Genomic DNA, 12,816 nt, shown 5'->3' on the forward strand with positions numbered 1-12,816 from the left:
CAAACGCATGGGCTGGCATCGGATTGAATCGAAGCCGTGCGGGCGCGCCAAGGAAAAAGATCACACCGGCGGACCCTATCTGCCCCGGGCAATCCCCATGGACGCACCGCGCCTGCTCAGCCATCGCGGCCGTCGGCGCGCGTGCTAAGCAGCCAGGGGGCGAAGCGCAACAGGTACAGGGCGAAGGCCAGGGTCCAGGCTGCGGCGGCGCCGAAGAGCGCCATGGCCTGGAGCGGGGGCGGCAGCCACGGCACGGCCACCCGCGCCAGGGCCGCCGCCATCACCAGGCTGTAGGCCGTGACCTCGGCGCGCGAGACTTTCAACTCGCGGCCGGTGTGGCCGCGCGCGGTGCGGGTCATCATGCCGATCACCAGGCCGCCGATGCAGCCGACGGCCAGGGCGTGGATGCCGGCCGATTCGCCGATCCAGCCGGCCTGCGACGCGGCGAGCAGGCCCAATCCCAGGGGGAGCCAGGCATAGGACAGGTGCAGCACCCAGAGGATCGGCCGTCCCCGGCCGGCCATCGGCGCCCAATGGGCCAGGCGCAGCGCCTGCAGCAGGGCCGCGGCCGCCAGCACCGCGGCACCCGGGCGCGCTGCCATGCCCGATGTCCAGAGCGCCAGCCCGAGCGCCGTGCAGGCCACGGAGACGGGCGACAGCCAGCCAGGCTCGGCGAGCCGCAGCCCCGGCGTCGCGCTCTGCGTGAAGGCCGGGATCACGCGGCCGGCGATGATCGAGATCAGCACCACGACCAGGGCCAGGCCGCCGTGCAGCGCCTGCAGGGGATCGGCCCAGGACAGCCCGAGCGCGCCCAGGTGGAACATCCCGTTGGCGATCGCGAGCAGAACCAGCACCGCCACCACCTTGAGGTTGCGCAGGTTGTGTGCGCGCAGGATGAGCGTCGCGAAGATCGCCGCGGCGGTCAGCAGGAACAGCGTGTCGACGGCCGCGAACAGCGGTGGCGCAGCCGCCACCGACGCGATGCGCCCGGCCAGCCAGAGCAACCACAGGGCCGCCAGCGGCGCGCCGCGCGGCGTCTGCAGCCCGGTCCAGACCTTGCCGGCGGTCAGCAGGAAGCCGACGATCACCGCGGCGACGAAGCCGAACAGCATCTCGTGTGCGTGCCACAGGACGGGCGGCATCGCGTTCGGCAGTGCCGCATGGCCGCCCAGCAGCAGCCACCACAGGGCCATCCAGGCCACGGAGATCGCTGCCGCGCCCAGGTAGAAGGGCCGGAAGGCGAGCCGCAGCAGGGGCAGTCCCGAAGGAGGTTCGGCCTTTAACATATACATGAAATGTATTTTATGATCGAAGGCCACGAAATGCATTAACCGCGATCAATGTCATGCGATTGACCCTTTTCACCGACTATTCCCTGCGCGTTCTGCTGGTGCTGGCGACCCGCACCGAATCGCTGGTCACGATCGCCGAACTGTCCAGGGCCTTCGACATCTCGAACGCCCATCTGATGAAGGTCACCCACATGCTCGGCAAGTCGGGCTGGGTCGAGACCGTGCGCGGGCGCAACGGCGGCATGCGGCTGGCGGCGCATCCTTCGAAGCTCGGGATCGGCACCATCGTGCGCCACCTCGAAAGCGACTTCGCGCTGGTCGAGTGCTTCGGCGACGACAACCGCTGCGCGTTGACCGGCGGCTGCGAACTGGCGGCGGTGCTGGCGCGCGCGATGCAGGCCTTCCTGGACGAACTCGACCGCTACAGCCTGGCCGACCTGGCCAACGCGAGCCCGGCGCTGATGGTGCTGCCGCTGTGGCAGGAGGTCACCTGGCACGGGCGCGTGAGGCAGCCCAGCATCGAGGTGGTGCCGGGCGTGGCCCAGGCGCTGCTGAGCGAGCCGGCCCCGGGGCGGGCGCGCCGCAAGCGCGGCGGCTGAGAACCCGGCCGGGGGACAATCGGGGCCACAACGCCCGAAACCACAGCCCACGACCATGTCACGCCTCGACGACCCCCTCCACGATGCCGAGATCGGCTCCCGCGACAGCACCCTCGACACCACCCGCATCGACGATGTGCGCATCGGCGCCGTCCGCCCCCTGATGACCCCCGCGCTGCTGCAGGAGCGCGTGCCGGTGCGCGACAACACGCTGGCGCTGGTCGAGAGCAGCCGGGCCGCGATCGCCGACGTGCTGCACGGCCGCGACGACCGCCTGGTGGTGGTGGTCGGTCCCTGTTCGATCCACGACCACGACCAGGCGATCGAGTACGCGCAGCGCCTCAAGACGGTGGCCGATTCGCTGCAGGACGACCTGCTGATCGTGATGCGCGCCTACTTCGAGAAGCCGCGCACCACGGTGGGCTGGAAGGGCTACATCAACGATCCGCACCTGGACGGCAGCTTCGCGATCAACGAAGGGCTGGAGCGGGCGCGGCGCCTGCTGCTCGAACTGACCACGCTGGGCCTGCCGACCGGCACCGAGTTCCTCGACCTGCTGAGTCCGCAGTTCATCGCCGACCTGATCGCCTGGGGCGCCATCGGCGCGCGCACCACCGAGAGCCAGAGCCATCGCCAGCTGGCCTCGGGCCTGAGCTGCCCGGTCGGCTTCAAGAACGGCACCGACGGCAGCGTCAAGGTGGCGGCCGATGCGATCCTCGCGGCGCGCGCGCCGCACGCCTTCATGGGCATGACCAAGATGGGCATGGCGGCGATCTTCGAGACCCGCGGCAACGACGACTGCCACGTGATCCTGCGCGGCGGCAAGGCGCCCAACTATGCCGCTGCCGATGTGGCGGCCAGCTGCGAGGCGCTGCTGGCCAACGGCCTGCGGCCGCAGGTGATGATCGACGTCTCGCACGGCAACAGCAGCAAGCAGCACCAGCGGCAGATCGTGGTCTCCGAGGACGTGGCGGCGCAGATCGCGGGCGGCGAGCGGCGCATCACCGGCATCATGATCGAGAGCCACCTGGAAGAAGGGCGGCAGGACCTGAAGCCGGGCGTGGCGCTGCGCCACGGCGTCTCGATCACCGATGCCTGCATCGGCTTCGGGCAGACGGTGCCGGTGCTCGAGGGCCTGGCGCGGGCGGTGAAGGCGCGGCGGCGGCTGGTGAAGGGTTCGTAGTCGTCGAACCAGGCCAGGGGCCTTAGGGCATGCCGCCGGCGTTGCGCCGCAGGATCGCGGCCAGCAGCTCGGTATCGGGATCGGGTGCGGCCCGCTTGCGGGCATCGGCCATTGCCTTGCCCCTGGCTTGTGCCCTGGGCCGGTTGCTGCCGGAGGAGAGGGCGGCCGACCTGGATCTTTCCGGCTTTGAAAGTGACTTGTCCGTCACTGTTTCTGCAGCAGTCGCAGGTTCCGATGAGGGGGTTTCTGATGAAACGGCCATCGTCGGCGTCGACACTCGCATGGCGCTGACCGCTGCCAACGGTTGTGCGGACGGGTTTGCAGGCGATGTCCGGGTGGCCCCATAGAGCCCGCCGATCGAGATCGCTGCAAGGCCGCATGCCCAGCTGGCTGCGATGCGCTTGCGCCGCGTTGCGGCCCACTGGGCGCCGAGGCCGGCGAGTACGCGGCGCGGTTTCGGTGCCGCGGAATCCGCTGCCTTGCGGGGGGCCATGAGGCTCGGGCGAGGCGCGTTGCGAACTGCGTTGAATTCGGTATTGCTCATTGATCTTCGATGAACTCGCCGTGGTCAGCGAGGGTGACAGCGCAGTCAGCGTAGCATTTTTCGCCTGGCGCATTGAAGGCAGGGAGGAGACACGATGATTCGATGGAGCGCAATGCCCCCCGAGGGTGGCTGCGAAGCAGGTCGGCACGCGGGAGCGCAGCCGTGAACCCGCCAGCATTGCGGTCCCTGCAGCTGACCTACCTCGGAAGGCTGCCGTCGCACGCCGACTCGATCCAGGGCGCCCACAATCCGCAGCTGCTGCCCGCGCTCGACGAGTGGATGTCCCGGACCATGGTGCGGCTGTCGGACGCTCCGCGCTGGAGGCGGATCTACGACGATGCCGCGCCCCTGCATTTCGTCTGCCTGGGTTCGCGCAGCCGCCTGGCCATCGCGGGCCATCTGCGGCCGAGCCGCAATGCGTCGGCCCAGCGCTATCCCTTTCTGGTTGCAGTGCCGATCGAGGTCGCGAACGCGAACGACTTCATGGTCGGCGCGCCGATGCTGCTGCAGTCTTGGTGGATGCGCGCGGCGCGTGGCGTCGACGCGCTGTCGGGCCGGGCCGATGTCGAATTCAAGGGTCTGGAGGCTGCTTCGTCGCAGATCGAGTCCGGCTTCGAGGGCTCGGTCGAGCAGGCTGCCTATCAGCAGTTCTTGCACCACACCAGCCTGACGAGCCTCGAGCAGATACTCAACTTCGACGGCCACGACGTGGCGTTGAAAGGCCTCATGCTGGCCCTGGGCCTGCTGTTGCACCCCGTGATGAAGAAGGCCGAGCCGTGCTTCGACAAAGGCTTGAGCCTGCCGCTGCCTTGCGATCCGCTGCTGCAGCCGCTGGTCGCAACGTTCTGGCTCGATGCGGTCTCGCGCTTTTTCCTCAAGGCGGACGTCGAACTGCTGCTCTGCATCGCGCCGGTGGACGGCATGCCGCGTCTGGTCGTCGGGTTCAACGGGCTGTCGTCGACGACGCTGCTCAGCGTGCTGCACGCCCGGGTTGGCGCCGAACGGAACATCACGATCGACCGCCCGGGCTGGGTCGACGAGAGCGCTCACGGCGATGCCGCGATGCGCGAGCTTGCAAGCCGACTCGATCGGTCGCAGCAACCGTTGGAGGGCGTGCTGTCGGCGTTCCATGAAGCGTTCATCGACCCACAGAGGCCAGGGAGAGGGAAGTGAGCAAACTGCACTTCGCAAGCGCGGCGATCGCGTTTGCCGTCGCCGCCGGACTGTTGAGCGGCTGCGAGACCGCGCCGACCCGGCTTGCCGTCGGGCAGGCGGAGTCCTTTGCGCGCGAGATGGCCGAGATCGACGCGGTCGCGAAGTCCGCAGACAAGGACGGCGCGATCCACCGGTATCAGCAGCTCGCCGCCGCCAACCCCGGCAAGGCCGAGCCGTGGGCCCGCATCGCGCAGATCCGCTTCGGCCAGAGCGCCTACAGCCTTGCGATCCAGGCCGCCGAAGAGGCATTGGCGCGGGATCCTTCGAACCGCGAGGCCAAGAGCGTCAACGCGGTCGCGGGATTGCGCCTGGCGGCGCGTTCGCTCGAAAGCCTTCGGGCCGACAGTTCCTTGACGGGGGACGCCCATGCCGATGCGCAGCAGCTGGCCGGCCAGCTGCGCGAGACGCTCGGGACACCGGTGCTGTTGCCCGCTGCGCAGGCGCCTCCACCAAAGAAGAAGAAGTCGGAGCGCCGTGCGCGTCCGGGCGCCGCTCCCGCAGCGCAGACGCGAATCCGTGACAGCGGCGACCCGGCGAGCCGATAGCGGCTTCGATGGCGCGGTATGGTCGGGGCCATGCGCAATCCCCATCCACCCGTGATCCTGCACGTCGAGAAGCTGTGCTTCGCCTACCCCGGACAGCCGGCGCTCGCCGCCGACTGGACGGCATCCATCGGCCCGGGCGTGACGCTTCTGCACGGCGACACCGGCAGCGGCAAGTCCACCCTGCTGCGCGTGCTGGCCGGGGCCCAGGCGGCTCGCGGCCGACTGATGCTGAACGGTGCCCGCCTCGACACTGACCCGGAGGCCTACCGGCGCGGCGTCTTCTTCGTCGATCCGGCGACCGACGTCTTCGACCCGCTCACGGTGCGCGCCTGCACGGCCAGGCTGCGTGAGGGCGACGACAGCTTCGACGAACTCGCCTGGCAGCGGCTGATCGACGGCTTCGCGCTGGCGCCGCATCTGGAGAAGTCGATGTACATGCTGTCGACCGGTTCGAAGCGCAAGGTCTGGCTGGCGGCGGCACTGGCGTCGAGCCGGCCGCTGCTGCTGCTCGACGAGCCGACGGGCGGGCTCGACGCGGCGTCGATCCGCTGCCTCTGGAGCGCCCTGTCGGCATGTGCGCAAGTGCGGGCCGTGGTGGTGGCGAGCGGAGAGCAGGTGGATACGCTGCCGCTGGCGGCGACGATCGAGCTGCCGATACGCTGAGCGCCTTCGGATGCCGGCGCTGGCGACTACACCTCGTCGCGCATCTCCACATCCAGCATGGTGCCGCGGCAGTTGGCGGCGCCGCAGCGGCAGGGGTAGTCCGATGGCGAGGAACCGTCCTCGGCCGTGAGCCCGTAGTCGATGAAGAGCTCGTCGCCGGCCTCGACCGGGACCAGGGTCTGGAACTTGAGCACCAGGCGGCCCGCCTCGTCGTACTCCTCGACCGCCTCGCAGTTCGGATCGCAGGAATGGTTCAGGTGGCGGGTCGCGTTGCCGCCCTTGCCGCCGTCGATGACCTCTTCGTTGGAAAGCATGAACAGGTAGGTCAGCTGGTCGTTCCACTGGCGGGCGGCGATCTCGCCGGCCGTATAGCGGCGGCCCTCGTAGAGACCCAGCAGGGCGTTGGCGGGCAGGTCCCGGGTGGCGAATGCGCCCAGTCCGTGGACGCCGCTGGACGACACCCGCAGGCAGGGGGTGGAGGAAGCGGAGGATTTTCTGGCGGCGGTCATGGCCAGTGATTTCATCACGAAGCGACCGGCTGCGGCGCCCGCGGCAGCAACACATGGAAGGTCACGCCCGGCCCTTCGTTGCGTGCGACCGAGAGGCTGCCGCCATGCGCCTCGAGGATCGAGCGGCACATGGCCAGCCCCATCCCCAGGCCCTTGGCCTTGGTCGTGTAGAAGTGATCGAAGACGTGGTCGAAGTGATCGGCGTCGATGCCGGGGCCGCTGTCGCGGATGGCCACGCGCACGCGCCGCCCGAGGTCCGGCGCCACCGACACGTGCAGCGAGCGCGACCCGCGGGGTTGCTCGACCATCGCCTCGTTGGCATTCATCGCCAGGTTCAGCACCACCTGCTGCAACTGGCCCTTGTCGCCCAGCACCATGCAGTCCGGCGTCATCGAATGCGTCACTTCGACGCCGCGTTCCAGGAAGTCGCTGTGCATCAGGTCGACGACTTCCTGTACGCAACGGCCGACGTCGAGCTGCTCGCGTTCGGTCTCCTGGCGCCGCAGCATGGTGCGCAGGCCGTTGATGACTGCGCTGGCACGCTTGTCGTCGCGCACCACGTCCTGCAGGATCTCGCGCAATTCGGCGATGTCGGGCGGGTCGTGGGCCAGGAAGCGCAGCCCCGCCTGGGCATTGCTCAGGATCGCGGTCAGCGGCTGCGAGAGCTCGTGCGCCAGCGAGGCCGCCAGCACCGCGGTGCGTGCCACCCGGTCGGCGTGCCACACCTGGCGCCGCAGCAGGTACATCTCGCGTTCGTTCTGGCGCAGGTCGGTGATGTCGGTGAGGATGCCGCATACCGCCTCGGGCCTGCCGTCGCGATCCAGCAGCGGAAACAGCAGGGAGGCGAAGATGCGCGGCGCACCGCGCGCGTCGCTGCCGATCCGCACCTCGGTGCGCACGGTTTCGCGATTCCGCAGCACGCGCTGGTCGCTGGCGCGCGCCGCCTCGACCTGCGCGGCGGGAAAAAGGTCGGCGTCGCTGCGCCCGACCGCCGATCCGCTCGCCAGGCCGAACAGCTCGTCGTAGACGCGGTTGGTCATCAGATAGCGCCCGTCCTGCAGCTTCACGTGGACCGCGGCCGGCATGTGGTCCAGCATGCCGCGCACCCGGTCGCGGCTCTGGCGCCGCTCGCGCGCGAGCTCGAAGTCCAGCAGCACGACCATGGCGATGAAGGTGAACTCGGCCAGATGCACGCCCGGCACCCATTCCAGGTTCACGAGGTGGTTGTAGAGCATGCCGAGCATCAGCAGCAACAGGCAGGCCGCCAGGGTCAGGCTGCTGCGCCGGTTGCGGCCGGCACGGTATTCGCGCAGCGCCGCCCAGGCGCACCAGCCGTAGACGAGGTAGTAGAGGCTCGCGCCGAAGACGAACCACACGGAGGCACGATGAACCCGCAGGTCGGTCACCTGCTCGCCCCAGGGGAGCACGATCTGCATCGCGTCGGGCACCCCGGTGAAGGCGACGCCCCAGGGCAGCCAGAGATTCGCCACCAGCAACGCCGCGCAGGCCATGCTCATCGCCACCAGCGGGCGTCGTGCCGGGAGTTGGAGGTAGGCGCTCACGAACCAGGGCAGGAGGCCCGTGAAGACGGTGCTGGCGCTGAGTTCCAGCCGCCGCATGGCCACCAGCTGCGTCGCCGACTCGGCCCGGTAGGCGCCGGTCTTGGCGCTCACGTAGACCGTGATCGTGACGCAAAGGCAGGCGAACAGGAGGTGGGGGCGGTGCACCGGGCGCTGCAGTCCGATGACGCCGTTGTGCAGCGCCGCGTAGGCGATGACCCCCGTCAGGACGCTGAGGGTCAGGACCAGGAAAGCACTCATCACCCTGACTCTATCCGGCAGCGGAGCTGGCGGCGCGCTGGCGGCGCGCCGGCGTGGTGCGGATGCGCCATACGCCTTCTTGCGAGTTGCGCCGCGTGGGCGGACGGCAAATAATGCGCCGGCTATGAGCCCCTCCGACCTGACCGTGTTCGTGATCGACGACGACGCGGCCATCCGCAGCAGCATGGAACGCCTGATCCGCTCGGTGGGGTGGAGGGTCGAGTCTTTCGCGTCGGCGGACGCCTTCCTCGAGCGCCTGCCCGTCGCCGGCACCTGCTGCCTGCTGCTCGATGTGCAGCTGCCGGGGACCACCGGCGTCGCCTTGCAGGACCTGATGTGCGAGCAGGAATGGGAACTGCCGGTCGTCTTCCTGACCGGGCAAGGCGATGTGCCGACCTGTGCCGCCTCGATGAAGAAGGGCGCGGTCGACTTCCTGCTCAAGCCGGTCGACGACGAACTGCTGATCGCCGCCCTGCGCCGCGGCCTCGAGCGCGATGTCGCCCGGCGCGAGCGCGAGGCCCATCGCCACGGCCTCCAGGCTCATCTCGACAGCCTCTCGCCGCGGGAACGGCAGGTGATGGATGGCGTGCTCTGCGGGCGCCTCAACAAGCAGATCGCCAGCGACATGGAGATTTCCGAGAAGACCGTGAAGGTGCACCGGGGGCGGGTCATGGAGAAGATGGGCGTGCGCTCGGTGGCCGAACTGGTGAGTCTTTGCGGCGCCGACCTCGTGGCCCGGGCATCGGCGGCGAAGCGCGAGTCGGCGCCGGCCGATTGAGCATCATCCGCTGCGCGGCGCGGGCGGGGGAGCGGCGCCGCCGCTGCCCGTGACCCAGTCGATGGCGTCCAGCAGCGCTTGGTCGTCGGCCGGCTTGCGCAGGAAGAAGCGGGCGCCGAGGGCACGCGCCAGGCGCCGGGTCTCGTCGTCGTCGCGTGCCGACAGTGCGATCACCGGGATGTCGATGGTGTTGCGTGCCAGGCATTCCTGCACCTGGTGGCCATTGAGGCCGGGCATCGAGATGTCCAGCACCACGCAGCCTGCGACGCCTTGCAGGCCGTGCGCCAGGAAGGCCTCGCCGCAGTCGAACGCCATCGTCCGGTGGCCTGCGGAACGCATCAGGCGCGTCAGCCCGACTCGAACCGAGGCGTCGTCGTCGACCACATAGACGACCAGATCGGCTGCGGATTTCGCCATGGGCAACGGGTCCTTCGCTTTGGCGTCAGGGTGCCGCAAGCGGCACGCGAACGGTATTGGACCTTGGTCCCATGGACCCCGGGCAAGCGCCGCGCTCAGGCCTTCGTCTTGAACGAGGGCAGCTGCTGGCCGAGCCGCTCGCCCATGGCCTGCCCCAGCGCCTGCAGGCCGCTCAGCGGACGCACCATGACTTCGAACTCGACGATCTTGCCGTCGGCGTCGAACTGGATCAGGTCGATCCCCTTGAGCTTCTTGTCGCCGACGCGGGCACTGAACTCGAGCACCACGCTCAGGCCGTCGTCGCTGGCCAGCTCGCGGTGGTAGGCGAAGTCTTCGAACACGTTGATGACCGTGCCGAGCACCAGCAGCACGGCTTCGGCCGGGGCGTAGGCATTGAATGCCATCGGCGAGCGGAACGAGGCGTCGGGGTGGACGATCGATGCCAGCTGGCTCAGGTCGCGGCGGGCGATCATGTCGTGCCAGGCGGCGAGGGAGGCGGCGACGGCCGGCTTCAGGCGGGTGAGGTTCGAAGTCATCAGGGTCTCCATGGTGTGAATCAGATGCTCGCGGCCAGGCGCGTGCCCTGGTCGATGGCGCGCTTGGCATCGAGCTCGGTGGCGACGTCCGCGCCGCCGATCAGGTGCACGCTGCAGCCTTCGTCCTGCAGTTCGCGGTACAGCTCGCGCTGCGGCTCCTGTCCGGCGCAGATCACCACATGGTCGGCGGCGATCAGCTTGTCCTGGCCGTCGACCGTGATGTGCAGGCCTGCATCGTCGATGCGGCGATAGCTGACGCCCGGCGTCATCGAGACGCGGCGCGCCTTGAGCGAAGTCCGGTGGATCCAGCCGGTGGTCTTGCCGAGCTGGTCGCCGACCTTGGTCTCCTTGCGCTGCAGCAGCGCGACCTTGCGCGGCGGCGGATCGACCTGCGCGGCGCGGGTGCCGCCGGCCTCGGCGTAGCGGGTGTCGACACCCCACTCGGCGTAGAACTTCTCGGGCACCACGCTCGCGCTCTCGCCCTCGTGCACGAGGAACTCGCTGACATCGAAGCCGATGCCGCCGGCACCGACCACCGCCACGCTGCGGCCGACCTCGCGGCCGTCGCGCAGCACGTCCAGGTAGCTCAGCACCTTGGGATGGCCGACGCCCTGTATGGCCGGCACGCGCGGCACGATGCCGGTGGCCAGCACGATGTGGTCGAAGCCGTCTTTCTTCAGGGCGTCGGCGGTCACGCGCGTGTTCAGCCGCAGGTCGACGCCGCGCAGTTCGATCTGGCGCCGGAAGTAGCGCAGCGTCTCGTTGAACTCCTCCTTGCCGGGCACCTTCCTGGCGATGTTGAACTGGCCGCCGATCTGGTCCGAGGATTCGAAGAGCACGACCTCATGGCCCCGCTCTGCCGCGGTGACGGCGAAGCTCAGTCCGGCCGGCCCGGCGCCGACGACCGCGATGCGCCCGGGTTGCGGCGCGCGCTCGATCACCAGCTCGGTCTCGTGGCAGGCGCGCGGATTGACCAGGCACGAGGTGATCTTGCCGGCGAAGGTGTGGTCGAGGCAGGCCTGGTTGCAGCCGATGCAGGTGTTGATCTCGTCCGCACGGCCTTGGCGCGCCTTCTGCACGAAGAAGGGGTCGGCGAGCAGCGGCCGGGCCATCGAGACCATGTCGCAGCAGCCGTCGGCCAGCAGCCGCTCGGCGACTTCGGGCGTGTTGATGCGGTTGGTGGCCACCAGCGGGATGCCGACCTTGCCCATCAGGCGCTGCGTGACCCAGGCATAGGCGGCGCGCGGCACCTTGGTCGCGATGGTCGGGATCCGTGCCTCGTGCCAGCCGATGCCCGTGTTGATGATGGTGGCGCCGGCCTGCTCGATCGCCTGGGCGAGCTCGATCACCTCGGCCAGCGTCGAGCCGCCTTCCACCAGGTCCAGCATCGAGAGCCGGTAGACGATGATGAAGCGCTCGCCGACGCGCTCGCGCGTACGCCGCACGATCTCGACCGGGAAGCGCATCCGGTTGGCGTAGCTGCCGCCCCATTCGTCGTCGCGCTGGTTGGTGCGTGCCGCGATGAACTCGTTGATCAGGTAGCCCTCGGACCCCATGACCTCGACACCGTCGTAGCCCGCGTGCTGCGCCAGCGCGGCGCAGCGCACGAAGTCCTCGATCGTCTGCTCGACCTCTGCGCTGCTCAAGGGGTGCGGCACGAAGGGATTGATCGGCGCCTGCAGTGCGCTCGGCGCCACCAGGGACGGCTGGTACGAGTAGCGGCCGAAGTGCAGGATCTGCATGGCGATCCGGCCGCCTTCGGCATGCACCGCCTGCGTGATGAGCCGATGGCGATCGGCCTCCTGCTCGGTGGCGAGCACGGCGCCATGCTTCATCGGGCGGCCGCGCTCGTTCGGCGCGATGCCGCCGGTGACGATCAGGCCGACCTCGCCGCGCGCGCGTTCGGCATAGAAGGCCGCCATGCGCTCGAAGCCCTGCGGAGCCTCTTCGAGGCCCACGTGCATGGAGCCCATGAGGACGCGGTTCTTGAGCGAGGTGAAGCCCAGCTCCAGCGGATTCATCAGGTGGGGATAGTGGTTCATCAGGCCTCTGTCTATGCAACGGGTTGCATAAATGTGCCCGATTTCCGCTGTTCATGCAACTGGTTGCATTTAGAATCGATCACGATGTCATTGCCCCATGCACTGCTGACTGCGCTCGTCGAGCGCCCTGGTTCCGGCTCCGAACTCGCGAGCCGCTTCGATCGCTCCATCGCCTTCTTCTGGCAGGCCACGCACCAGCAGATCTACCGCGAACTCGCGCGCCTCGAAGAATCGGGCTGGGTCCAGTCGCTCCCTGCGGAGCAGGGCCGCGGACGCAAGCGCGCCTACAAGATCCTTCCGGCCGGGCGCAAGGAGCTCAAGCGCTGGGTCCTCGAGATCGACGACCCGGCTTCGTTGCGTGAACCATTGATGGTCCGGCTGCGTGCCGACGCCGCATTGGGACCGACCGGCCTCGACAAGGAGATTGCCCGGCGACTCGCAATTCATGTCGAGAAGCTTGCGGTCTATCGAGAGATCGAAGCGCGTGATTTCGCCGACGTATCCGACTCGCGCCAGAAGCAGGTCCAGCATCTGGTTCTGCAGGCGGGCATCATGCTGGAGAGCCTGTGGGTCCAGTGGTCGAAGAATGCATTGAAGGTTCTCGAACGGCGAGACTAGTCAAGTGCGGCCCGGCCGAGTCACGCCGACTCTGGCGCAAGGCGCTCCCCGGGCC

14 protein-coding genes are annotated in these 12,816 nt (G+C 68.9%); 7 read left to right on the forward strand and 7 right to left on the reverse strand.

Annotated elements, in window-relative coordinates:
- Nucleotides 1–116: 116 nt before the first annotated feature.
- On the reverse strand, nucleotides 117–1,292 hold the full coding sequence (locus tag QTI45_RS16935; RefSeq protein WP_286655242.1) for an NnrS family protein: 1,176 nt from the start codon (nucleotides 1,290–1,292) through the stop codon (nucleotides 117–119).
- A 53-nt stretch (nucleotides 1,293–1,345) separates the two neighbouring features.
- Between QTI45_RS16935 and QTI45_RS16940 the strand changes: the two genes are divergently transcribed.
- Both QTI45_RS16940 and QTI45_RS16945 read left to right on the forward strand, forming a co-directional pair.
- Nucleotides 1,346–1,891 carry an RrF2 family transcriptional regulator gene (locus QTI45_RS16940; protein ID WP_286655243.1) on the forward strand — a complete coding sequence of 182 codons (546 nt, stop codon included), beginning with the start codon at nucleotides 1,346–1,348 and terminating at the stop codon, nucleotides 1,889–1,891.
- Between the two features lie 55 nt (nucleotides 1,892–1,946).
- Nucleotides 1,947–3,074, forward strand: a complete 1,128-nt coding sequence (locus tag QTI45_RS16945; RefSeq protein ID WP_286655244.1) for a 3-deoxy-7-phosphoheptulonate synthase — start codon at nucleotides 1,947–1,949, stop codon at nucleotides 3,072–3,074.
- A 22-nt stretch (nucleotides 3,075–3,096) separates the two neighbouring features.
- Here QTI45_RS16945 and QTI45_RS16950 read toward each other — a convergent pair whose 3' ends face one another.
- Nucleotides 3,097–3,618 carry a hypothetical protein gene (locus tag QTI45_RS16950; protein ID WP_286655245.1) on the reverse strand — a complete coding sequence of 174 codons (522 nt, stop codon included), beginning with the start codon at nucleotides 3,616–3,618 and terminating at the stop codon, nucleotides 3,097–3,099.
- A gap of 162 nt (nucleotides 3,619–3,780) precedes the next feature.
- Between QTI45_RS16950 and tagF the strand changes: the two genes are divergently transcribed.
- From tagF to QTI45_RS16965, 3 genes are read left to right on the forward strand one after another with little or no spacing between them, the layout of a single operon-like run.
- A complete protein-coding gene (gene tagF / locus QTI45_RS16955; protein ID WP_286655246.1) occupies nucleotides 3,781–4,791 on the forward strand; it encodes a type VI secretion system-associated protein TagF in 1,011 nt (336 codons plus the stop codon).
- Entirely contained in the window at nucleotides 4,788–5,378 is a 591-nt protein-coding gene (locus QTI45_RS16960; RefSeq protein ID WP_286655247.1) for a hypothetical protein, read from the forward strand. The genes tagF and QTI45_RS16960 overlap by 4 nt, the downstream gene beginning before the upstream one ends.
- A gap of 30 nt (nucleotides 5,379–5,408) precedes the next feature.
- Nucleotides 5,409–6,041, forward strand: a complete 633-nt coding sequence (locus tag QTI45_RS16965; RefSeq protein ID WP_286655248.1) for an ABC transporter ATP-binding protein — start codon at nucleotides 5,409–5,411, stop codon at nucleotides 6,039–6,041.
- A 26-nt stretch (nucleotides 6,042–6,067) separates the two neighbouring features.
- On the opposite strand, the gene QTI45_RS16970 is transcribed toward QTI45_RS16965, so the two are convergent.
- Together QTI45_RS16970 and QTI45_RS16975 are read right to left on the reverse strand one after the other, a co-directional pair.
- Nucleotides 6,068–6,550, reverse strand: coding sequence for an SET domain-containing protein (locus QTI45_RS16970; RefSeq protein WP_286370330.1), 483 nt, complete (start codon nucleotides 6,548–6,550; stop codon nucleotides 6,068–6,070).
- 14 nt (nucleotides 6,551–6,564) lie between these two features.
- Nucleotides 6,565–8,370 (reverse strand): sensor histidine kinase, encoded by a 1,806-nt coding sequence (locus QTI45_RS16975; RefSeq protein ID WP_286655249.1) that lies wholly within the window; start codon nucleotides 8,368–8,370, stop codon nucleotides 6,565–6,567.
- Nucleotides 8,371–8,494: 124 nt separating this feature from the next.
- On the opposite strand from QTI45_RS16975, the gene QTI45_RS16980 reads away from it, so the two are divergent.
- Nucleotides 8,495–9,148, forward strand: coding sequence for a response regulator transcription factor (locus QTI45_RS16980; RefSeq protein WP_286655250.1), 654 nt, complete (start codon nucleotides 8,495–8,497; stop codon nucleotides 9,146–9,148).
- Nucleotides 9,149–9,151: 3 nt separating this feature from the next.
- Here QTI45_RS16980 and QTI45_RS16985 read toward each other — a convergent pair whose 3' ends face one another.
- The 3 genes from QTI45_RS16985 to QTI45_RS16995 all read right to left on the reverse strand — a co-directional run bounded on the left by QTI45_RS16985 (nucleotide 9,152) and on the right by QTI45_RS16995 (nucleotide 12,143).
- Nucleotides 9,152–9,565: a response regulator transcription factor gene (locus QTI45_RS16985; protein ID WP_286655251.1), complete on the reverse strand. Its 414-nt coding sequence runs from the start codon at nucleotides 9,563–9,565 to the stop codon at nucleotides 9,152–9,154.
- A 95-nt stretch (nucleotides 9,566–9,660) separates the two neighbouring features.
- Nucleotides 9,661–10,101 carry a nuclear transport factor 2 family protein gene (locus tag QTI45_RS16990; protein WP_286370334.1) on the reverse strand — a complete coding sequence of 147 codons (441 nt, stop codon included), beginning with the start codon at nucleotides 10,099–10,101 and terminating at the stop codon, nucleotides 9,661–9,663.
- Nucleotides 10,102–10,121: 20 nt separating this feature from the next.
- Nucleotides 10,122–12,143, reverse strand: a complete 2,022-nt coding sequence (locus QTI45_RS16995) for an NADPH-dependent 2,4-dienoyl-CoA reductase (protein ID WP_286655252.1) — start codon at nucleotides 12,141–12,143, stop codon at nucleotides 10,122–10,124.
- 84 nt (nucleotides 12,144–12,227) lie between these two features.
- Here QTI45_RS16995 and QTI45_RS17000 point away from each other — a divergent pair, with 84 nt between their 5' ends.
- Nucleotides 12,228–12,761 carry a PadR family transcriptional regulator gene (locus QTI45_RS17000; RefSeq protein ID WP_286655485.1) on the forward strand — a complete coding sequence of 178 codons (534 nt, stop codon included), beginning with the start codon at nucleotides 12,228–12,230 and terminating at the stop codon, nucleotides 12,759–12,761.
- Nucleotides 12,762–12,816: the final 55 nt, after the last annotated feature.

This window comes from Variovorax saccharolyticus, assembly GCF_030316765.1.
GTDB lineage: Bacteria > Pseudomonadota > Gammaproteobacteria > Burkholderiales > Burkholderiaceae_C > Variovorax > Variovorax saccharolyticus.

Coding starts and splice junctions, on each gene's coding strand:
- QTI45_RS16935 (WP_286655242.1), bottom strand. CDS start 1,292: ATGTATATGTTAAAGGCCGAACCTCCTTCGGGACTGCCCCTGCTGCGG.
- QTI45_RS16940 (WP_286655243.1), top strand. CDS start 1,346: ATGCGATTGACCCTTTTCACCGACTATTCCCTGCGCGTTCTGCTGGTG.
- QTI45_RS16945 (WP_286655244.1), top strand. CDS start 1,947: ATGTCACGCCTCGACGACCCCCTCCACGATGCCGAGATCGGCTCCCGC.
- QTI45_RS16950 (WP_286655245.1), bottom strand. CDS start 3,618: ATGAGCAATACCGAATTCAACGCAGTTCGCAACGCGCCTCGCCCGAGC.
- QTI45_RS16965 (WP_286655248.1), top strand. CDS start 5,409: ATGCGCAATCCCCATCCACCCGTGATCCTGCACGTCGAGAAGCTGTGC.
- QTI45_RS16970 (WP_286370330.1), bottom strand. CDS start 6,550: ATGACCGCCGCCAGAAAATCCTCCGCTTCCTCCACCCCCTGCCTGCGG.
- QTI45_RS16975 (WP_286655249.1), bottom strand. CDS start 8,370: ATGAGTGCTTTCCTGGTCCTGACCCTCAGCGTCCTGACGGGGGTCATC.
- QTI45_RS16980 (WP_286655250.1), top strand. CDS start 8,495: ATGAGCCCCTCCGACCTGACCGTGTTCGTGATCGACGACGACGCGGCC.
- QTI45_RS16985 (WP_286655251.1), bottom strand. CDS start 9,565: ATGGCGAAATCCGCAGCCGATCTGGTCGTCTATGTGGTCGACGACGAC.
- QTI45_RS16990 (WP_286370334.1), bottom strand. CDS start 10,101: ATGACTTCGAACCTCACCCGCCTGAAGCCGGCCGTCGCCGCCTCCCTC.
- QTI45_RS16995 (WP_286655252.1), bottom strand. CDS start 12,143: ATGAACCACTATCCCCACCTGATGAATCCGCTGGAGCTGGGCTTCACC.
- QTI45_RS17000 (WP_286655485.1), top strand. CDS start 12,228: ATGTCATTGCCCCATGCACTGCTGACTGCGCTCGTCGAGCGCCCTGGT.